This window comes from Pseudomonas sp. PB120, from assembly GCF_009761815.1.
GTDB lineage: Bacteria > Pseudomonadota > Gammaproteobacteria > Pseudomonadales > Pseudomonadaceae > Aquipseudomonas.
In genome coordinates this window covers 14,234-33,876 of the sequence record NZ_RWIN01000085.1, presented here as the reverse complement: position 1 = coordinate 33,876, position 19,643 = coordinate 14,234, and the positions used below count along the sequence as shown (strand labels likewise).

The 19,643-nt window shown below is 61.6% G+C and carries 17 protein-coding genes and 1 pseudogene; 6 read left to right on the top strand and 12 right to left on the bottom strand.

Annotated features, from left to right (window positions below; all coding sequences use genetic code 11):
- Positions 1-17: 17 nt before the first annotated feature.
- From EJA72_RS16760 to EJA72_RS16750, 3 genes are read right to left on the bottom strand one after another with little or no spacing between them, the layout of a single operon-like run.
- Complete coding sequence (locus tag EJA72_RS16760; RefSeq protein ID WP_157712547.1) at positions 18-341, bottom strand: multidrug transporter; 324 nt, start codon at positions 339-341, stop codon at positions 18-20.
- Positions 342-394: 53 nt separating this feature from the next.
- Positions 395-1,207: a bifunctional DNA-formamidopyrimidine glycosylase/DNA-(apurinic or apyrimidinic site) lyase gene (mutM, locus tag EJA72_RS16755; protein ID WP_157712546.1), complete on the bottom strand. Its 813-nt coding sequence runs from the start codon at positions 1,205-1,207 to the stop codon at positions 395-397.
- Between the two features lie 28 nt (positions 1,208-1,235).
- Positions 1,236-2,051: an HDOD domain-containing protein gene (locus EJA72_RS16750; RefSeq protein WP_178129400.1), complete on the bottom strand. Its 816-nt coding sequence runs from the start codon at positions 2,049-2,051 to the stop codon at positions 1,236-1,238.
- 372 nt (positions 2,052-2,423) lie between these two features.
- Here EJA72_RS16750 and EJA72_RS16745 point away from each other — a divergent pair, with 372 nt between their 5' ends.
- The 3 genes from EJA72_RS16745 (at position 2,424) to ilvD (ending at position 6,454) form a co-directional block, all read left to right on the top strand.
- On the top strand, positions 2,424-3,620 hold the full coding sequence (locus EJA72_RS16745; RefSeq protein ID WP_157712544.1) for a class I SAM-dependent rRNA methyltransferase: 1,197 nt from the start codon (positions 2,424-2,426) through the stop codon (positions 3,618-3,620).
- A 203-nt stretch (positions 3,621-3,823) separates the two neighbouring features.
- The gene (locus tag EJA72_RS16740) at positions 3,824-4,282 is read left to right on the top strand and encodes a transposase (RefSeq protein ID WP_157712543.1); all 459 of its coding nucleotides are present in this window, start codon (positions 3,824-3,826) and stop codon (positions 4,280-4,282) included.
- 330 nt (positions 4,283-4,612) lie between these two features.
- Positions 4,613-6,454, top strand: coding sequence for a dihydroxy-acid dehydratase (gene ilvD / locus EJA72_RS16735; protein ID WP_157712542.1), 1,842 nt, complete (start codon positions 4,613-4,615; stop codon positions 6,452-6,454).
- 171 nt (positions 6,455-6,625) lie between these two features.
- Here the strand turns inward: ilvD and EJA72_RS16730 are convergent, their stop codons facing one another.
- Both EJA72_RS16730 and EJA72_RS16725 read right to left on the bottom strand, forming a co-directional pair.
- A complete protein-coding gene (locus tag EJA72_RS16730; RefSeq protein ID WP_157712541.1) occupies positions 6,626-6,913 on the bottom strand; it encodes a DUF6124 family protein in 288 nt (95 codons plus the stop codon).
- Positions 6,914-7,394: 481 nt separating this feature from the next.
- A complete protein-coding gene (locus tag EJA72_RS16725; protein WP_157712540.1) occupies positions 7,395-8,450 on the bottom strand; it encodes a haloacid dehalogenase-like hydrolase in 1,056 nt (351 codons plus the stop codon).
- A 252-nt stretch (positions 8,451-8,702) separates the two neighbouring features.
- Here EJA72_RS16725 and EJA72_RS16720 point away from each other — a divergent pair, with 252 nt between their 5' ends.
- Positions 8,703-10,094, top strand: a complete 1,392-nt coding sequence (locus EJA72_RS16720; RefSeq protein WP_157712539.1) for an L-cystine transporter — start codon at positions 8,703-8,705, stop codon at positions 10,092-10,094.
- A 169-nt stretch (positions 10,095-10,263) separates the two neighbouring features.
- Here the strand turns inward: EJA72_RS16720 and EJA72_RS16715 are convergent, their stop codons facing one another.
- Positions 10,264-10,776: a dihydrofolate reductase gene (locus EJA72_RS16715; RefSeq protein ID WP_157712538.1), complete on the bottom strand. Its 513-nt coding sequence runs from the start codon at positions 10,774-10,776 to the stop codon at positions 10,264-10,266.
- 85 nt (positions 10,777-10,861) lie between these two features.
- Here EJA72_RS16715 and EJA72_RS16710 point away from each other — a divergent pair, with 85 nt between their 5' ends.
- Entirely contained in the window at positions 10,862-12,241 is a 1,380-nt protein-coding gene (locus EJA72_RS16710) for a DUF2868 domain-containing protein (RefSeq protein WP_178129398.1), read from the top strand.
- Positions 12,234-13,610 carry a GTPase/DUF3482 domain-containing protein gene (locus tag EJA72_RS16705; RefSeq protein WP_157712537.1) on the top strand — a complete coding sequence of 459 codons (1,377 nt, stop codon included), beginning with the start codon at positions 12,234-12,236 and terminating at the stop codon, positions 13,608-13,610. Before EJA72_RS16710 ends, EJA72_RS16705 begins: the two co-directional genes overlap by 8 nt.
- Before the next feature lie 123 nt (positions 13,611-13,733).
- On the opposite strand, the gene EJA72_RS16700 is transcribed toward EJA72_RS16705, so the two are convergent.
- From EJA72_RS16700 to EJA72_RS29745, 6 genes and pseudogenes are all read right to left on the bottom strand, one after another.
- Positions 13,734-14,291 carry a phosphonate degradation HD-domain oxygenase gene (locus tag EJA72_RS16700; protein ID WP_157712536.1) on the bottom strand — a complete coding sequence of 186 codons (558 nt, stop codon included), beginning with the start codon at positions 14,289-14,291 and terminating at the stop codon, positions 13,734-13,736.
- Positions 14,291-15,424, bottom strand: a complete 1,134-nt coding sequence (locus EJA72_RS16695) for a TIGR03364 family FAD-dependent oxidoreductase (protein WP_157712535.1) — start codon at positions 15,422-15,424, stop codon at positions 14,291-14,293. The genes EJA72_RS16700 and EJA72_RS16695 overlap by 1 nt, the downstream gene beginning before the upstream one ends.
- A gap of 123 nt (positions 15,425-15,547) precedes the next feature.
- Complete coding sequence (locus EJA72_RS16690; protein ID WP_157712534.1) at positions 15,548-16,573, bottom strand: putative 2-aminoethylphosphonate ABC transporter substrate-binding protein; 1,026 nt, start codon at positions 16,571-16,573, stop codon at positions 15,548-15,550.
- A gap of 40 nt (positions 16,574-16,613) precedes the next feature.
- Positions 16,614-18,338 (bottom strand): putative 2-aminoethylphosphonate ABC transporter permease subunit, encoded by a 1,725-nt coding sequence (locus EJA72_RS16685; protein WP_157712533.1) that lies wholly within the window; start codon positions 18,336-18,338, stop codon positions 16,614-16,616.
- Entirely contained in the window at positions 18,338-19,414 is a 1,077-nt protein-coding gene (locus tag EJA72_RS16680; protein ID WP_157712532.1) for a putative 2-aminoethylphosphonate ABC transporter ATP-binding protein, read from the bottom strand. Before EJA72_RS16680 ends, EJA72_RS16685 begins: the two co-directional genes overlap by 1 nt.
- 132 nt (positions 19,415-19,546) lie before the next feature.
- Positions 19,547-19,642, bottom strand: a pseudogene (locus EJA72_RS29745) (N-acetyltransferase); the annotation flags it as partial.
- Position 19,643 lies beyond the last annotated feature (1 nt).

The following is a 19,643-nucleotide window of genomic DNA, read 5'->3' as shown; positions in this document are numbered from 1 at the left end:
CGACGATCTGACTGGCTTCACTCCCGCTGCTCAAACCCATCCCCGATACACCCCAGGCAACGCACAAACGCCGCTTTCGCCGGATCAACCACCAGCGCCTGCCCGGCATCGCCGACCCCGCCGCCCAGCGCGGTGAACGGCAACGACACCACAAATACCCCGGCACCGATCACGGTCGCCACCACCAGCAACGGTCGGGCAATCAGCAGGTCGCCGATCATGGCGTACGCCGGGGGATTCTGGATCGTGTAGCGCGGGTCGCCACTGCCGTTATTGGACGCCAGCACCGGCGGGCCGACGCTCAGCAGCAGCGCAACAATTAAAACGCGAAACAGGTTCATGGCGCGGTCCTTCGGCTAGGCAGTCAGAACACTGACTATAGACCGTAGGCGTTTCAGCTCTGGCAGCGAGGGCAAAAGACGCTGGCGCGCTGCCCCAGTTTCACTTCACGCAGCTCAGTTCCGCAGACCTTGCAGTGCTCACCGCCGCGCCCGTACACGAACAGTTCCTGCTGGAAGTACCCTGGCTGACCGTCACCCCCGATAAAGTCCCGCAACGTCGTGCCGCCCCGTTCGATGGCCGCCGACAGGATGCGTTTGATCTCGATGGCCAGCTTCAGGTAACGCGCCCGGGAAATGCCCTTGGCTTCACGGCGCGGGTCGATTCCGGCGGCGAACAGGGCTTCGGTCGCGTAAATATTGCCGACCCCGACCACCACCGCGTTGTCCATGATGAACGGCTTGACCGCCATGGAGCGATTGCGGGACTGCTGGAACAGGCGCTCACCGTCGAACAGGTCGGTCAAAGGCTCGGGCCCGAGGCGAATCAGCAGTTCGTGGTTGAGCGGGTCGAGGCTCCAGAGCATTGCGCCAAACCGGCGCGGGTCGGTATAGCGCAGCGCCAGGCCGGATTCGAGTTCGATGTCCACGTGCTCATGCTTGGCGGCCGGCAGGCCGGCTTCCACCAGACGCAAATTGCCTGACATGCCCAAATGGCTGATCAACGTGCCGACTTCGGCGTTGATCAACAGGTACTTGGCGCGTCGCTCCACCAGCACAATGCGCTGGCCCGAGAGCCGCACATCCAGGTCTTCCGGAATCGGCCAGCGCAGGCGACGATCACGCACGATCACCCGGCTGACGCGCTGGCCTTCCAGGTGCGGGGCAATGCCACGGCGGGTGGTTTCGACTTCCGGCAGTTCAGGCATGGGGCTCTCGAGTCAGGCTAGCCGTTGCTCAGCGATGAGCCCCGAGGTCGCGAATCGTTTGTTTGAGTGTTTCGAAATCGTAATCCGAGAGACCGACGTAATCGAGCACCAGGTGGCTGATGCTGTTCCATTCGTGGTCTTCGTTCTGATTGCCCAGCACCCGGTATGACGCACAGATGTGCTCGGCCATTTTCAGGATCGCCAGCAGGTTTTTCAGCTGGCTGTTGCGTGACGACTCATCGCTGAAGATGGCCAGCGCATTGTGGTGGTTGGCAATCGCGTTGCTGACATGTTCCGGCAGGCGCCAGGACTTGGCAGTGTAGTACCCGACCACCGCGTGGTTGGTGTTAAACACGCGGTTTTCGGTGTCGACCACTCGACAATCGGCGCTGGCGTTGGCATAGGCCTCTTCCAGGGTCGCCATGTAATCGGGGAAACGCTGCAGCATCAGCGGCACGCCGCAGTCGTGGAACAGCCCGAGTGCGTAGGCTTCGTCCCCCGCCTGCGCACCGATGCGTTTGGCCAAGGTCAGGCAGGTCATCGCCACATCCTGGGCGGTGTCCCAGAAACGGTTCAGGGTGACGATGGTGTCGTCGTTCATCTCGCCCTTGATCGACTGCGCGTTGATCAGGTTGATGATCGAACGGCTGCCCAGCAGATTCACCGCGCGCTGGATCGACGCGATCTTGTTGCTCAAGCCGTAATACGGCGAGTTGACGATCTTGAGCAAGGCCCCGGAGAGGCCCGGGTCCTGGGAGATCAGCTTGGCGATCACCTCCAGGTCCGGGTCCGGCATGTACTGTTCCATCTGCAAATCCACCATGATCTGCGGCTGCGCTGGCACGCTGATGCCTTGCAGGGACTGTTGAATCTGTTCGGTGGTCAGCTCTTGGGACATAAGTACACACTCTGGGACAGGCGGCGATTCTAACCTTTATAAAGTTGGATCCGACATACCAGCCGACATTTCGCCTTGAAGTTTCATCAAATCCAATCATCGACCGTACACCTTCCTGTGGCGAGGGAGCTTGCTCCCGCTCGGCTGCGAAGCAGACGCAAGTCCAGCGAATGCTGGTTTCCCTGATATACGGCAACTGCTGATTTTAGGACGGCTGCGCCGCTCAGCGGGAGCAAGCTCCCTCGCCACATGTCCACTTGCCAGCCTATCCCGGACGTCAACACGCTATACTCCCGCTCTTTTTTCCGGAGCGACGTCATGTCCCTGCCTAGCCTGCGCCTCAAAGCCAACGCCGACCGTCGCCTGCGCAACGGCCACTTGTGGGTCTACAGCAACGAAATCGATGTAGCGGCCACCCCTTTGCACGGCTTCAAGGCCGGTGACCAGGCGATCCTCGAAGCCGCCGGCGGCAAGCCGCTGGGCATCGTTGCCATGAGCCCGAACAACCTGATCTGTGCCCGCCTGCTGTCGCGTGACATCAAGTTGCCGCTGGACAAGTCGCTGCTGGTGCACCGTCTGAACGTCGCCCTGTCCCTGCGCGATCGCCTGTTCGACAAGCCGTTCTATCGCCTGGTCTACGGCGACTCCGACCTGCTGCCGGGCCTGGTGGTCGACCGTTTCGGCGACATCCTGGTGGTGCAGATCGCTTCGGCGACCATGGAAGCCCATAAAGAAGACGTGATCGCCGCGTTGACCCAAGTGCTCAAGCCAAGCGGCATCCTGTTCAAGAACGACTCCGCCGCCCGTGACGCCGAAGGCCTCAACCGCTACGTCGAAACCGTGTTCGGCCTGGTGCCGGAGTGGGTTGCGCTGGAAGAGAACGGCGTGAAATTCGAAGCACCGGTCATCCAGGGCCAGAAAACCGGCTGGTTCTACGACCACCGCATGAACCGTGCACGCCTGGCCCCTTACGCCAAAGGCAAACGCGTGCTCGACCTGTACAGCTACATCGGCGGCTGGGGCGTGCAAGCGGCCGCGTTCGGCGCCAGTGAAGTGTTCTGCGTCGATGCGTCGGCCTTCGCCCTCGACGGCGTCGAGCGCAACGCGGCACTGAACGGCTTCGCAGAGAAAATGACCTGCATCGAAGGCGACGTCTTCGAAGCCCTGAAAGAGCTGAAAGCCAGCGAAGAACGTTTCGACGTGATCGTGGCCGACCCGCCGGCATTCATCAAACGCAAGAAAGACATGAAGAACGGCGAAGGCGCCTACCGTCGCCTGAATGAGCAAGCCATGCGCCTGCTCAGCAAGGACGGCATCCTGGTCAGCGCCTCGTGCTCGATGCACCTGCCGGAAGACGACCTGCAGAACATCCTGCTGACCAGCGCCCGTCACCTGGACCGTAACATCCAGATGCTGGAACGCGGCGGCCAGGGCCCGGACCACCCGGTCCACCCGGCCATCGCTGAAACGCGCTACATCAAGAGCATCACCTGCCGGTTGCTGCCGAACAGCTAACACCCTGCCTCTGTAGGAGCGAGCACGCTCGCGATGGTCGTCAACGATAACGCTGGAAGCCTGACACCCAGCGGCGTCTTTGAAACCATCGCGAGCGTGCTCGCCCCTACAGGGCGCATGTCACATCCTGATCCATTGCCAAAGCGACAACCTCCCGTCCCACGCCTACCGTTTCCCTTCCAACCACAGAAGAGGACAACGGAATGTCCAGCAAGCCAAAAGCTCATCGGTTACGTACCGGCCGTCACTCGGAATCCGGCCGGATCTATCTCCTGACTGCTGTCACTCACGAGCGGCAACCGATCTTCAATGATTTTTACCTTGGCCGCCTGGTAGTGAACGAATTCAGAAGAGCTCAGGAAGCCGGTAACGCCACCTCAATTGCCTGGGTCGTCATGCCGGACCACTTTCACTGGCTGGTTGAATTGCATAACGGGGATTTGCCGAAACTGATGCAAGCCACCAAAGCCCGAAGTGCCCGTGCTACTAACCTCAAACGAGACCAGCCCGAGAGGGTATGGCAAAAAGGTTACTTTGACCGAGCACTGCGCCGGGAGGAGGACGTGAAGTTCGCCGCTCGGTACATCATCGCCAACCCTCTACGCGCAGGCCTCGTCGACCATATCGGCGACTATCCACTTTGGGACGCCATGTGGATGTAGGAGCGAGCACGCTCGCGATGGACTATCGAGCGACGCGGGGGTGTCAGGCCGCCCGCGTTATCGTTGACGACCATCGCGAGCATGCTCGCTCCTACAGGGGGTGGAGCTTATTTGTCTGGTGGGTGGCCATTCCCTCCAGCCGCCAGCCGTGTAGAATCGCGACATTCATCGCCAGTCATCCCCCGGCGGGTTTATGAGCTCAAGCTGAAGCGCGCGGCGATCCCGCAAAGTTATCGGCAACTTCCGGACACACGGCCATTTCTGAGTGTTCCAGACGTCAATAGAAGCTCACTTCCCTTTTGATACCTGATTAGCCGCCCGGAGTGCTTCATGCCTGATTACCGCTCGAAAACATCCACCCACGGCCGCAACATGGCCGGTGCCCGCGCTCTGTGGCGCGCCACGGGGATGAAAGATGACGACTTCAAAAAGCCGATCATCGCCATTGCCAACTCGTTCACCCAGTTCGTACCGGGCCACGTCCACCTCAAGGACCTGGGCCAACTGGTCGCCCGCGAAATCGAACGCGCCGGCGGTGTAGCCAAAGAATTCAACACCATTGCCGTGGATGACGGCATCGCCATGGGCCACGACGGCATGCTGTATTCTCTGCCGAGCCGCGAGATCATCGCCGACTCCGTCGAGTACATGGTCAACGCCCACTGCGCCGACGCCATCGTCTGCATCTCCAACTGCGACAAGATCACCCCTGGCATGCTGATGGCGGCCCTGCGCCTGAACATCCCGGTGATCTTCGTGTCCGGCGGCCCAATGGAAGCCGGCAAGACCAAACTGGCCAGCCACGGTCTCGACCTCGTCGACGCCATGGTGATCGCCGCCGACTCCAGCGCTTCTGACGAGAAAGTCGCTGAGTACGAGCGCAGCGCCTGCCCGACGTGCGGTTCGTGCTCCGGCATGTTCACCGCCAACTCGATGAACTGCCTGGTTGAAGCCCTGGGCCTGGCGTTGCCGGGCAACGGTTCGACCCTGGCCACCCACAGCGACCGCGAACAGCTGTTCCTGCAGGCCGGTCGCACCATCGTCGAGCTGTGCAAGCGTTACTACCACGACAACGACGAGTCGGTATTGCCGCGCAACATCGCCAACTTCAAGGCGTTCGAAAACGCCATGACGCTGGACATCGCCATGGGCGGTTCCACCAACACCATCCTGCACTTGCTGGCCGCTGCCCAGGAAGCCGAGATCGATTTCGACCTGCGCGACATCGACCGCCTCTCCCGCCACGTGCCGCAACTGTGCAAAGTCGCGCCGAACATCCAGAAGTACCACATGGAAGACGTGCACCGTGCCGGCGGGATCTTCAGCATCCTCGGTTCGCTGGCCCGTGGCGGCCTGCTGCACACCGACCTGCCGACCGTGCACAGCAAGACCATGGCCGAAGGCATCGCCAAGTGGGACATCACCCAGACCGACGACGAAGCGGTGCATCACTTCTTCAAGGCCGGCCCGGCGGGCATCCCGACGCAAACCGCGTTCAGCCAGTCGACCCGCTATGAAACCCTGGACGACGACCGTGAAAACGGCTGCATCCGCAGTGTCGAACACGCGTACTCGAAAGAAGGCGGCCTGGCCGTTCTCTACGGCAACATCGCGCTGGATGGCTGCGTGGTGAAAACCGCGGGCGTCGACGAGTCGATCCACGTGTTCGAAGGCAACGCAAAAATCTTCGAAAGCCAGGACAGCGCCGTACGCGGCATCCTCGCGGATGAAGTGAAGGCCGGCGACATCGTGATCATCCGTTACGAAGGCCCGAAAGGCGGCCCGGGCATGCAGGAAATGCTGTACCCGACGTCGTACCTGAAATCCAAAGGCCTGGGCAAAGCCTGCGCCCTGCTCACCGACGGCCGTTTCTCTGGCGGCACCTCGGGCCTGTCCATCGGCCACGCTTCGCCAGAAGCCGCTGCCGGTGGCGCGATTGGCCTGGTGCAGGACGGCGACAAAGTGCTGATCGACATTCCGAACCGCTCGATCAACCTGTTGATCAGCGACGAAGAAATGGCCGGTCGCCGCGCCGAGCAGGATCAGAAAGGCTGGAAGCCTGTGGAAAAACGTCCACGCAAGGTAACCACCGCACTGAAAGCCTACGCCCTGTTGGCAACCAGCGCCGACAAGGGTGCTGTGCGTAACAAGGCGATGCTCGACGGGCTGTAAGGCTTAACCGTTGCCCATAAAAATGCCCCGCCAAGTGCGGGGCATTTTTGTTTGCGACGATCCCTTGTAGGAGCGAGCTTGCTCGCGATGGTCATTAACGATAACGCTGGAAACCTGGCACCCAGCGGCGTCCTCAGGTTTTTCGCGAGCAAGCTCGCTCCTACAAAGGCGTTAACCCTGCGGATCGAGGTTATCCAGCGCCTGATTCACGGCCAGCTCACCCATGGTAATGATCTGCGCAATCGCCAGCATCGTGCTGCGTTGCGTGCCTTCCAGCTGTCCAGCGAAATCGCTGGCCATGACATTCGCCGACGCCAGGGATTCACAGGCATGGGCCAAGAGGGTTTCGGTGTCGATGCCGGGGGTGATCATGAACATTCTGCTGGGCTTGCGCGGGGTGGCGTTGACGCGGGCGGAGAGGTTTTCGGAATCGGGGGGATCGGGGGTGATTTTTTTCATTGATGAATCTCCTGGATAAACAAGGAGCCATCACCCTCGCTACCAAACGATGGGTGGCGGCCATACGCAGGTTGGTAGACCGGTCCAGGAAACCCGGCGCACTCGAAAGTGCCCTACGCATGACCACCATAAAAGCAGGGCCGAAGTCACTGCAAAAAGGTTGAGCCATACGCCTGGAAAATCCGGGCTACCAAACCCGATCACTGATATTCAGCGACAGGTAAACGGTAAGTCCCGGGAGCAAGGCGCACAAGCCGGCGGATTCTGAAGCACGCGTAGTCCGCTACGCAAGAATGTGTAGCCTGCGAGAATGTCTGGAGATGTTTTTTAAACAGATTCTTCCAATGCGACCCATGGCCCCATCGCCAGCAGGCTGGCTCCCACAGGGATCTTTGGTGTTCACATAATCTGTGTTTCACCTGAAACCTTGTGGGAGTGAGCCGGCTCCGGGCGGCGTTCCGACGATTGGAGCGCCTCGGTCTTACTGGATTTCTTCAGGTTTCACGATCACCCAGTTCTTGTCCGCCGTGACCGGCAACCCTTCCTTGGCCTGGGCCGCAGCGTGCTTGGCCATCATGCCGTTGATCTGGGTCATGTATTTGTCTTTGCGGTTGACCCACAAGTGGATGCCGCCCTTGGCCACGTCGACGCTGTGGAACAGCATGTAGCCGTCGCTGCTCGGGGTGTCGCCGCCGACCAGTACCGGTTTTTTCCACTCATCGATATAGGTCAGGATCGCCGCTTGTTTGCCCGCCATCCAGGTCGCCGGGGTCCAGAGGTAAGGGGTCAGCTCAAGGCCCAGGTTGGCCTTCTCGTCATACTTGCCCGCCGTGATCTGCTTGCGCGCGGTGGTCAGCTCGCCGGACTTGGGGTCCTTGAGCAGCAGGCTCACGCCGATGACGTTTTGCGGTTTGACGTTGTAGCCGTACTTCGGATCGGCAGCGACCATGCGCACCAGCTCTTCGGAGGCGGCGGTCATCACGTAGACCTCGATGCCGTTCTCCATCAGCTTGTTGTACAGCTCGGCCTGGCCGGTGAAGACTTTCGGCGGGTTGACGTCGAGGTTCTTGACCACGTCGCCGTCGTAGTAGGTGGCAGGTACCGGTTTGCCGGACGCCATCAACTCGTCAACGTAGCCTTTGAGCTCTTGCAGCGTGAAGCCGGAGAACACCTGGGCGACCCATGGGTAGCAGACCATGTCGTCGATTTCGCAGAGGCGATAGTAATAGCTGAACAGGCTTTCCTTGTGGTCGGCGGTGTCCTTGAACGGGATCAGTTTCAGGGAGGGGTCGAGTTTCTCGCGGGTGATCAGGCCCTTGTTCTCCATGAACGGCAGCAGTGACTCTTCGAGGTCGTAGCGGTAACTGGTGTTGTCCATGTCGAACACCGCGTAGTTACCCTTGTTGGCGTTGGCCGCAATCATTGCGTCCAGCGCCTTGGCCTGATCGGCTGGCCAGTGTTTCAAGTCCGTGGCACAGGCTTGGCCGGCAAGACCAAGGCACAGTGCGGCCGCCAGAAATTTCGGTGCGAGTTTCATCGGCATGCTTCCCTTTAAAAGACCCTGATTGAAAGACATCGACGCTAACAAATTAGTGTGACAGTCCCCGTCTGTCTGCGACCGCGAACGTACCTATTGCGCCAGCTGCATCCCCGACAGCGACATCGGCTTATTCCAAAAACGACAGTCGTCAGACTTTTTCGGTATTAAATCATTGAAAATCAAGCTGTTAGGCTTGCCGGTTCGCAGCCGCCCCGGAAGGTGGCTGGCACAAGTCTTATCGGAGTCCTTATGAATCTGCCGCTGATTCTCAATCTGCTGGTGTTCCTCGCCCTGCTCTTTGGCCTGGCGCAAACCCGTCACACCTCGTGGAGCCTGGCCAAAAAAGTCCTGCTCGCTCTGGTGCTGGGCGTGGTGTTCGGTGTGGCGTTGCACACCGTTTACGGTGCCGGCAACCCGGTGCTAAAAGCTTCGATCGGCTGGTTCGATCTGGTGGGCAACGGTTACGTGCAGTTGCTGCAAATGATCGTGATCCCGCTGGTGTTCGCTTCGATCCTCAGCGCCGTGGCCCGTCTGCACAACGCCTCGTCGCTGGGCAAGATCAGCTTCCTGACCATTGGCACGCTACTGTTCACCACCGCGATTGCGGCGCTGATCGGCATCGGCTTGACCAACCTGTTCGGCCTGACCGCCGAAGGTCTGGTGGCCGGCACCCAGGAACTGGCTCGTCTGCAAACCATTCAGACAGACTATGCAGGCAAGGTCGCCGACCTGAATGTGCCGCAGCTGCTGCTGTCGTTCATCCCGCAAAACCCGTTCGCCGACCTGGCCCGCGCCAAGCCGACGTCGATTATCAGCGTGGTGATTTTTGCGGCGTTCCTTGGGGTCGCCGCGCTGCAATTGCTGAAAGACGACGTTGAAAAAGGTCAGAAAGTGATCAACGCCATCGACACCCTGCAAGCCTGGGTAATGCGCCTGGTGCGTTTGGTGATGAAGCTGACCCCGTACGGCGTGTTGGCGCTGATGACCAAAGTGGTCGCCGGTTCCAACCTGCAAGACATCATCAAGCTCGGTAGTTTCGTGGTGGTGTCCTACATCGGCCTGGCACTGATGTTTGTGGTCCACGGCGTGCTGGTGTCGGCGGCCGGGATCAACCCGCTGCGCTTCTTCCGCAAGATCTGGCCGGTGCTGACGTTTGCCTTCACCAGCCGCTCCAGCGCCGCGACGATTCCGTTAAGCATCGAAGCGCAGACCAGCCGTTTGGGCATTCCGCAGGCTATCGCCAGTTTCGCCGCTTCGTTCGGCGCGACTATTGGCCAGAATGGCTGCGCGGGTTTGTATCCGGCGATGTTGGCGGTGATGGTTGCACCGACCGTGGGCATCAATCCGCTGGACCCGCTGTGGATCGCGACGCTGGTGGCGATTGTGACGCTGAGTTCGGCGGGTGTGGCGGGCGTCGGCGGGGGTGCAACCTTTGCTGCGCTGATCGTGCTGCCGGCGATGGGGTTGCCGGTGTCATTGGTGGCGTTGCTGATCTCGGTCGAGCCGCTGATTGATATGGGCCGCACGGCGTTGAACGTGAGCGGTTCGATCACGGCGGGCGCGATTGCCAGCCAGGTCATGCAGCAGACAGATAAAGCGTTGCTGGATGCGGATGAGCATTCGGCGTTGGCGCAGGCCTAAATTCTTTAGCGCCTGATCGGGCCTCATCGCCAGCAGGCTGGCTCCCACAGGGGTTATGGGTGTTGGCACAAGCTGTGTTTCACCTCAAACCCCACAGGGTATTTTGGGTGTTCACAAATTCTGTGTTCACCTCAAACCCACTGTGGGAGCCAGCCTGCTGGCGATGCTTTTAGGCTTTTTCCCAGACCTCGAAGCTGTACGCCGGCTTGTCGCCTTCCGCCGGGTTCGGTACATCCGACACCAGTTTCCACTCCTTCAAATCAAACTCCGGAAACCACGCATCCCCTTCCGGGCTCAACGCCACGCGCGTCAAATACAACCGGTCCGCCTGCGCCAACCCTTGCGCGTACAACTGCGCGCCGCCAATCAGCATCACCTCGTCGACGCCCTGCTCGTTCGCCCATTCCTGCGCCCGAACCACCGCCGCCTCCAGCGACGGATAGACTTCCGCGCCTTCCAGCACCAGATCCGCCTGGCGACTGACCACCAGGTTCAAGCGACCCGGCAACGGGCGACCGAGGGAATCCCAGGTCTTGCGACCCATGATGATCGGCTTGCCCAAGGTGGTGGCCTTGAAGTATTTGAAGTCCCCCGGCAAGTGCCAGGGCATGCTGTTGTCGACGCCGATCACACGGTTTTCACCTAGGGCTGCGATCAGGCTGAGGGGGAGTGATTTAGTCATGCCGGCGAGGATACCAGAGCCATCCATACCCCGATAAGCGCCACAGCGGTTATGCTCACAGCTCAATTGAGCGACGGGATGCCGCGTGACTGAACTGACTCCGCTGCAAAACCTCTGGCTGACCGAAACCGTGCGCCTGCGTGAAGAACATGCCGGGCCGCTGGAGGACGTGGAAGCCAACCGACTGGCCCGCACCGCCGGCGGTGATCTGCCGGCACGGATACAGCGCCGCGCGCTGTGGCTGGCCGAACGTGATGGTTTGGCAGGCGCACTCAAACACTGGCTGCAAGGGGCGCGATTGGCGCTGCTGGTGTTGGCGATACTGGCCGTGGTGAGCGGCGCCGGCCTGGCATTCGCCGCGTTGGGCGACGGCCAAACCCCGGTCAATGTGTTTTGGGCCTTGGGCAGCCTGCTCGGGCTGAACCTGATTCTGCTACTGAGCTGGGCGTTGGGCTTGATGTTCGCGGGTGAACACGGCGCCACGCTCGGGCGCTTGTGGCTGTGGCTCAGCGAAAAACTCGCCCGCGATGCCCAAGCCGTGCAACTGGCGCCGGCCCTGCTGCTGTTATTGCAACGACAGAAACTCAATCGCTGGGCGATTGGCGTGTTGGTCAACACGTTGTGGCTGCTGGCGATGCTCAGCGCCCTGACCATTCTGCTGACACTGATGGCGACCCGACGCTACGACTTCGTCTGGGAAACCACCCTGCTCAGTGCCGACACTTTTGTCGCCATGACCCAGGCCCTCGGCGCCCTGCCAGCCCTGCTGGGGTTCAACGTGCCAACGGTGGAAATGATCCGCGCCAGTGGCGACGCCGCGCTGAACATCGAAAGCGCCCGTCAGGCCTGGGCCACGTGGCTGGTCGGCGTGCTGGTGGTGTACGGCGTTGTGCCGCGCTTGCTGCTGGCGCTGTTCTGTCTGTGGCGCTGGAAATCCGGTCAGGCGTCTTTGCACCTGGACCTGAACCTGCCCGGCTACGCCCAACTGCGCGAACGATTGATGCCCACCAGCGAACGCCTGGGCATCAGCGATGCCGCGCCCGAGCAACTGCATCGTGTAGAAAGTGGCACCAGCGAACGGGAAAGCGAGGGCGCGTTGTTGGTCGCGATCGAACTGGACGATCAACGTTCGTGGCCGCCGGTACTGCCGCAAAACGTGAACGACGCCGGCATCCTCGACAGCCGCGAATCGCGCAACAAACTCCTGGAACAACTCAGTCGTTTCCCACCGGCGCGGCTGGCCATCGCCTGCGATCCAAGACGCTCACCGGATCGCGGCAGCCTGGCGCTGATCGCCGAACTGGCGCGCAATGCCAGCGCCACCCGCGTCTGGCTGCTGCCGGCACCGCCCGGTGAAGCGCTGGACGCTGAGCGCCTCGGCGACTGGCACCTCGCGCTGCAACAGCTTGAATTGCCCTTCGCCGACTGCGCGCCGATGAACTGGCTGGAGACGGGTCATGACTAAGCCGTGGAAACCGCCCTTGATGCTGGCCGTGGTCGGGCACACCAATGTCGGCAAAACGTCGTTGTTGCGCACCCTGACCCGTGACGTCGGTTTCGGCGAAGTCTCCCACCGGCCCAGCACCACACGCCACGTCGAAGGTGCGCGGCTGTCGGTGGACGGCGACCCGTTGCTCGACCTGTTCGACACCCCGGGTCTGGAAGACGCCATCGCCCTGCTCGACTACCTCGAACGCCTGGAGCGGCCCGGTGAGCGCCTCGACGGGCCGGCACGGATTGCGCGATTCCTTGAAGGCAGCGAGGCGCGGCAACGTTTCGAGCAAGAGGCCAAAGTGCTGCGACAACTGCTCGCCTGCGATGCCGGCCTGTACGTAATCGATGCCCGCGAACCGGTGCTCGCGAAATACCGTGACGAGCTGGAAGTGCTGGCCGGCTGCGGCAAACCGCTGCTGCCGGTGCTGAATTTCGTCAGCAGCGCCAATCACCGCGAACCGCAGTGGCGTGAAGCACTCGCGCGTCTGGGTTTGCATGCCTTGGTGCGTTTCGACAGTGTGGCGCCGCCGGAGGATGGCGAACGCCGGCTCTATGAAAGCCTCGCCTTGCTGCTGGAAAATTCCCGCGAGCAACTGGAGCGCCTGATCGCCGATCAACAGGCCCAACGCCTGGCGCGACAGCAAAGTGCAGCGCGGCTGATTGCTGAATTGCTGATCGATTGCGCCGCGTGCCGACGCAGTGTGGTCAGCGATGCAGAGCAAGAACAGCGCGCCATCAGCGAATTGCGCAAAGCGGTTCGCCAACGGGAACAGCGCTGCGTCGAAGCGCTGCTCAAGCTCTACGCCTTCCGCCCGCAAGACGCTTCGGCCAGTGATTTACCGCTGCTCGATGGGCGTTGGGGAGATGACCTGTTCAACCCCGAAACCCTCAAGCAACTCGGCGTGCGGGTCGGCGGTGGTATCGCGGCTGGCGCGGCGGCCGGGGCCGGGGTGGATTTTCTGGTGGGCGGCCTGACCCTCGGCGCCGCAGCACTGGCCGGCGCGATTGCCGGCGGCGCCCTGCAAACCGCGCGCAGCTATGGCAGCCGGTTGCTGGGCAAGATCAAAGGGCAACGGGAATTGACGGTCGATGACAGTGTGTTGCGGCTGTTGGCGTTGCGTCAACGCCAGCTGCTTCAGGCACTTGAGGTGCGCGGGCACGCGGCGATGGACAGCATCCAGGTCGCCACGCCGCAGGACAAGAGCTGGCGCGAAGGCAAACTGCCCGAGGCCTTGAACAAGGCCCGGGCGTATCCGCAGTGGTCGTCGCTCAATCCACAGGCGAAGTTGAATCAGGCGGAGCGGCAGGAGCAGATCGAGGTGTTGGCGCAGCAGCTTTGAATTCTGTGGTGACTGGGGCGGCCCCATCGCGAGCAGGCTCACTCCCACATTGGATCTGTGGCCGACACAAATCCCTTGTGGGAGTGAGCCTGCTCGCGATGGGCGCAACTCGGTTACAGGTGTCTATGCCGCCAACAGGCGCAACGCCTTGCCCTTCAAGATGCCAAGATCAATCACCGGCACCCGCATCTCCTTCGCCAACTCATCCCACTGCCGCATGCGCAAACTCACCGCGCACAACGGGTCCTGCTCGAAGGCTTCAGCCTCGGCCTCAGTCATCACTCCGCCCTGATACTCCAGGGTCCGGCGGCTGGCCTCGCTCAATCGCTCGTAGTACCCGGGCTCCTTGAGCGTCAGGTAGCGCTTGGCCTGAACGTGGTACTCCACCAGCCGCGCCATGCGTTCGCTGAAACCTGCGCGCCGCAAATAATCGGCGCCCAGCCGTTCATGGCTGACCACGCCGAAACCGCCCATGTTCTCGGCGCTGTCGGCACAGATATGGCCGATGTCGTGGAAGAACGCCGCCAGCACCACTTCATCATCGAAACCTTCGGCCATGGCCAGTTCCGCCGCCTGGGACATGTGCTCGATCTGCGACACCGGCTCGCCGATGTAATCGCTGTCGCCGAAGCGCTCATACAGGCCAAACACTTCGGCGATCACTTGCGCATTACGGTCCATCAACATTCCCCCAGTACAGTCGCGACGTTACGCTCGGCCATTGCCGGCCCGACGCTCATGCCGACGCCGGTGTGCATCAGCGCGACGCTCACCCCCTGCATCGGCCGCAGGAATGAGAACGGTGCCGGCCCCCGTGAACCATAGACGCCCTGCCAGCGTTCGACCACTTGCACCTTGCAGCCCAGCGTCTGCTCGGCCAGTTCAATCATCCAGTCATCGACCTGTTCAGCGTTGAACGGTGACGGATCGCTGCCGTAATGGTGGGAGTCGCCGATGATCAATTCACCGTAGGGCGTCGGGCTGATCAACAGGTGAATGCCGTTTTCATGCAGGTGCGGTTGCTCGCGCAGGATATGCGCCTGCACCGCCGCCGCTTCCGGCAGATCGGCAAACGCGCCGTAGTGCACGCAACTCAAACCGGTGAGCAACGCGTGTTGCAGGTTGAGGTTGACCTGCGGGCGGGCGCGGAGCATTTGCAGGCGACAGATTTGCGGGTTGAGCGCGGCAATCGGCTCGGCCAGCAAGGTCTGATAATCGTGGCCGGAACACACGATGATCTGCTCGGCGCTGAAGCTGCCGGCGGTGCTGTGCAAACGGCCGGGCTCGATGTCGCGCACCAGCGTGGAGAAGTGAAACTCGACGCCGAGGTCGCGACGCAGGTAGTCGATCAGCGCCGGAATGGCTTCGCGCGAATACAGCTGTTGATCGTCCAACCCGTGCAACGCCGCGCGATGATGACGGAACTGGCCACTGTACAGATCGCGCAAGGCCGCGCCGCGCAGCAGGTCGACGCGGTAACCGTGTTCCACGGCGCGTCCGGCGCAAAATGTTTCCAGCAGGTGTTCTTCGGCTTCGGTGCGGGCAAACAGATACGAGCCGTTGCGCTTGAGTTGCAGGCCGGCCAGTTGCGCCCATTGGCCCCAGATATCTCGGCTGGCCTTTGCCAGTTCGAGCATCGGGCCCGGCGGTTGGCCGGTGACGAGGGCCTGGCCGAAGTTGCGCACCGAAGCACCCAAGGGTGTTTCGCTGCGTTCGAAAACGGTGACTTTCAAACCGCGTTTGGCGGCGGCATAGGCGTGGGACAAACCGAGGATGCCGGCGCCTACGATCAGCATGTCGTTGTGTTGGGTCATTCAGATAATCCCGCTTTTGTGGCGAGGGAGCTTGCTCCCGCTGGGCTGCGAAGCGGCCCCAAAAGAAGGCCTGCTACGCAGTCTAGCGGGAGCAAGCTCCCTCGCCACAGGGTTGTGCGTTGTTTACTTGGCAGCCACTTTCTCGGACTTGCCGTCATAGCGCTTGCGCCACTCGGTCAGGATCTCGTCGCGATTCTTCGAGGCCCAGGCAAAGTCGTTCTTGATCAGACGCTGCTCATAATCCGCCGGCAATTCGGTCTGCGGCTTGGCGATGCCAGGCTGGGCGAGCACGGCGAAGTTCTCTTTATAAAGGTCCATTGCCGCCGGGCTGGCCGAGAAGTCAGCCAGTTTCTTCGCCGCGTCTTCATGCTGCGTGCCCTTGATCACGGCGGTCGCTTCGATCTCCCAGCCCAAGCCTTCCTTCGGCAGGATGATGTCCAGTGGCGCGCCTTGACGCTTCAGCTGAACTGCCGGGTATTCGAAGGAAATACCAATCGGGAACTCGCCCGCCGCTGCCAGTTTGCAAGGCTTGGAACCGGAGTGAACGTACTGGCCGATGTTCTGGTGCAGGTCGTCCATGTACTGCCAGCCCTGCTTCTCGCCGAAGGTTTGCAGCCAGGCGCTGACGTCGAGGAAACCGGTGCCGGACGAGGCCGGGTTCGGCATGACGATTTTGCCTTTGTACTCAGGCTTGGTCAGGTCTTGCCAGCTCACGGGCTTGGTCAGGCCCTGCTTTTCGGCTTCGACGGTGTTGAAGCAAATGGTGGCGGCCCAGACGTCCATGCCGACCCAGGCTGGCGGGTTGGCGGCGTCGCGGTAGTTGCCGCCGATTTTGCCGAGGTCCTTCGGCGCATAGCTTTGCAGCATGCCTTGTTGATCGAGGATCGCCAGGCTCGACGCGGCCAGGCCCCAGACGGCGTCTGCCTGTGGGCGTTCTTTTTCGGCCAGCAGCTTGGCGGTGATGATGCCGGTGGAGTCACGTACCCACTTGATCTCGACGTCCGGGTTGGCTTTTTCGAAGGCTTCTTTGTAGGTCTTCAGTTGTTCCGCTTCGAGCGCGGTGTACACCGTCAACTCGGTTTTCGCCGCGAAGGCGTTCAGGCTGAAAGCGGTGAGGACAGCAGCGGCCAGGGCCAGGGGCTTGAACATGATCTTTTCCTGTTTTGAGTTGAGGTTGCGGGAGTGGAAATCAGTGACCGGGCGCGGTCTGCCGCCAGGCCTGGGAGCGGCGCAGCAAACCGCGCGAAGCCCAGGCCAGCAGCAGGGACACGCCCGCCGAGGTGAACAGAATCAGGGTCGACATCGCCGCCGCGCCGCCGACGTTGCCGGCGTCATCCATGTTCAGCACCGCCACCGCCGCGAGGATGGTGTCGGGGCTGTAGAGAAAGATCGCCGCCGAGACGGTGGTCATGGCCGAGACGAACAGGTAGCGCACGATATCCAGCAGCGCCGGCAGGCAGATCGGCACCGTGACGCGCAGGTAATGGCGGTACAGCGGTGCCTTGAGCGACAGCGCAGCGGCTTCGAACTCGGCGTCGAGTTGGCGCAATGCGGTGGTCGCAGTCATTTGTGCGGTGGTCAAATAGTGAGCAATGGTGCAGACCACCAACAACGTCATGGTCCCGTAGAGCACGTGCAGCGGGTTACCGTTGAGGTTGAAGAAGAAGACGTAACCCAGGCCCAACACCAGCCCCGGCACCGCCATCGGCACGAAACTGAGCATGCGCAAGGTCAGGTTCAGCCCGCGCTGGCCCTTGGTTTTTTCCATCAGGTAAGCGCCGGTGAAGATCAGCACGCTGCCGATCAACGCCGTGCTCAGGGCCATCTTCACGCTGTTGCCGTAGGCCAGCCAACCGCCGCCCGCCGTGTCGTTGAACTGGTAGTGGTTGAGCGACAACGACAGGTTGTACGGCCAAAATTTCACCAGCGACGAGAACACCGCCATGCCGAACACCAACAGCAACGCCGCACAGATCAACAGCACAATCGCCAGGTAGCAACCGTCCCGCAGTTTCGATGGCGCCGGTTTGAACACTTGGGCACGGCCGCTCATGGAGTCGCCGTGACGTCGACGCAACCAGGCATCAACCCCGAAGCTGAATAGCGCCGGCAGCAACAGGACCATGCCGATCAAGGCGCCGCGACCGAATTGTTGCTGGCCGACCACCGCTTTGTAGGCTTCCAGTGCCAGGACCTGATAGTCGCCCCCCACCACAACGGGCACGCCGAAATCGGTGATGGTCAACGTAAAGACCAGGCAGAACGCAGCGAACACAGCCTGACGCGTCGCCGGCCAGGTGATGCTGCGGAAGGCTTTCGCCGGGCTGGCGCCCATGCTTGAAGCGGCATCGAACAGACGCGCATCCGCCAGGGACAACGCCGACAGCAAAATCATCAAGGCGTGTGGGAAGGTGTAGATGACCTCGCCCAGCACAATGCCCCAGAAGCCGTAGATATTGTCCGAGAGCAAACCGCGCAACATGCCCTGGTTACCGAACAGATAAACCAGCGCGATGCCCGGCAGCATCGACGGCGCCATCAGTGGCAACAGCGACATCCCGCGCCAGATGGCTTTGCCCGGAATCAACGTGCGTTGCAGGGCGTAGGCAAACAGGTAGGCCAGCGGTACGACAATCGCCGCAACGCTGAGGGACACTTTCAAACTGTTGCCGAGCAGCCAGTGGAAGTTCGCACTGGTGACCAATTCACGGGCCGCGACCAAACCACCGCCCTGCCCGGCCTCGGAGCTGAAGCCGCGCCAGAAGATCGCCAGCAGCGGCATCAAAACCGCGACGCCAAGCAATACCAGCAACAGGACTTTGCCGCCGACCACAAACACCCGGTCGCCGATCTCGGCACGGGAGGTCTGCCGAACCTGCTTGTGCGGTATCGGCAGCGCGATGTTCGCGCTCATCAGGCAAACACCTGCAGGCTGCGCGGCGGCAAGGCGACCATGATCTGCTGCGCACCGAGGCGTGGCATGGCTTCGGGTGCCAGCTCTGCGAGCAATGCGTGGCCGGGCAATTGATCGAGTTCGAAGCTCATGCGGCAGCGGTTGCCGAGGAAGGTGATCTCGCGAACCTTGGCCGGGAACAGGTTTTCTTCATGCACCGGCGGGTTGACGTTGATGGCCTCGGGGCGACAAAACAAGCGGCCCGACGCTGTTTTAGCGCTGCCATCGGCCAGGCGCATGCTCATCCCGCCGACCTGGGCGTGACTGTCGCTGCTGCGCTGGAACGGCAGCCAGTTGCCCTGACCGACAAACTCCGCGACGAACGGCGTGGCCGGGCGGTCGTAGATTTCCTGTGGCGTGGCGTACTGCTCGACCTTGCCGTTGTTCATGACGGCGATGCGGTCGGCCATCAGCATGGCCTCGTCCTGATTGTGGGTAACCATCAGGGTGGTGATGCCGAGGCTGCGTTGCAGTTGGCGCAGCTCGGTGCACAGATGCTCGCGCACTCGGGCATCGAGGGCGGACATCGGTTCGTCCAGCAGCAACAACGAGGGCGCCGGGGCCAAGGCGCGGGCCAGGGCGACCCGTTGCTGTTGGCCGCCAGACAACTGGCCGGGGTACTTTTTCTCACTGCCGATCAAGCCGACCAGTTCCAGCATCTGACCGACGCGCTTGCGCATTTCGTCGCGACCGCTGCCGGCCAGGCCGTAGGCAATGTTCGCTTCGACGGTGAGATTGGGGAACAGCGCGTAGGACTGAAACAGGATTCCGTAGTCCCGAGCCTGGGGCGCGAGGTCGGACACATTGCGATCACCGAGGTACAACTCGCCGCTGTCCTGTTTCTCCAGACCGGCGATGCAGCGCAGCAAGGTGGTTTTGCCACAGCCCGACGGGCCCAGCAGACACACCAGCTCGCCGGCCGCGACGTCGAGGGAAACGTTATCCAGCGCGGTGAACGCGCCAAAGCGTTTCTGTACGCCGCGCACTTTCATCGGGGCGCCGGGGTTGGTCAGGGCAGTTGCGATCGAGTGGTTCATGGACAGACCTCATCAAGCAGATGAAGGCCATCCTAGGGAGGTAATGCGTCCGTCATGTGGCAGTAAGGCAAAAACGGCTGATAGTGGTATTCGGGGATTTGGGTTGGGGTAAATGGTTGTATCAATGGAGAACCTGTGGCGAGGGAGCTTGCTCCCGCTGGACTGCGCAGCAGGCCCATTTTTTGGGGCCGCTTCGCTGCCCAGCGGGAGCAAGCTCCCTCGCCACAGG

Coding starts and splice junctions, on each gene's coding strand:
- EJA72_RS16730 (WP_157712541.1), bottom strand. CDS start 6,913: ATGAAAAAAATCACCCCCGATCCCCCCGATTCCGAAAACCTCTCCGCC.
- EJA72_RS16745 (WP_157712544.1), top strand. CDS start 2,424: ATGTCCCTGCCTAGCCTGCGCCTCAAAGCCAACGCCGACCGTCGCCTG.
- EJA72_RS16700 (WP_157712536.1), bottom strand. CDS start 14,291: ATGGACCGTAATGCGCAAGTGATCGCCGAAGTGTTTGGCCTGTATGAG.
- EJA72_RS16740 (WP_157712543.1), top strand. CDS start 3,824: ATGTCCAGCAAGCCAAAAGCTCATCGGTTACGTACCGGCCGTCACTCG.
- EJA72_RS16705 (WP_157712537.1), top strand. CDS start 12,234: ATGACTAAGCCGTGGAAACCGCCCTTGATGCTGGCCGTGGTCGGGCAC.
- EJA72_RS16715 (WP_157712538.1), bottom strand. CDS start 10,776: ATGACTAAATCACTCCCCCTCAGCCTGATCGCAGCCCTAGGTGAAAAC.
- EJA72_RS16685 (WP_157712533.1), bottom strand. CDS start 18,338: ATGAGCGCGAACATCGCGCTGCCGATACCGCACAAGCAGGTTCGGCAG.
- EJA72_RS16680 (WP_157712532.1), bottom strand. CDS start 19,414: ATGAACCACTCGATCGCAACTGCCCTGACCAACCCCGGCGCCCCGATG.
- EJA72_RS16695 (WP_157712535.1), bottom strand. CDS start 15,424: ATGACCCAACACAACGACATGCTGATCGTAGGCGCCGGCATCCTCGGT.
- EJA72_RS16760 (WP_157712547.1), bottom strand. CDS start 341: ATGAACCTGTTTCGCGTTTTAATTGTTGCGCTGCTGCTGAGCGTCGGC.
- ilvD (WP_157712542.1), top strand. CDS start 4,613: ATGCCTGATTACCGCTCGAAAACATCCACCCACGGCCGCAACATGGCC.
- EJA72_RS16690 (WP_157712534.1), bottom strand. CDS start 16,573: ATGTTCAAGCCCCTGGCCCTGGCCGCTGCTGTCCTCACCGCTTTCAGC.
- EJA72_RS16720 (WP_157712539.1), top strand. CDS start 8,703: ATGAATCTGCCGCTGATTCTCAATCTGCTGGTGTTCCTCGCCCTGCTC.
- mutM (WP_157712546.1), bottom strand. CDS start 1,207: ATGCCTGAACTGCCGGAAGTCGAAACCACCCGCCGTGGCATTGCCCCG.
- EJA72_RS16725 (WP_157712540.1), bottom strand. CDS start 8,450: ATGAAACTCGCACCGAAATTTCTGGCGGCCGCACTGTGCCTTGGTCTT.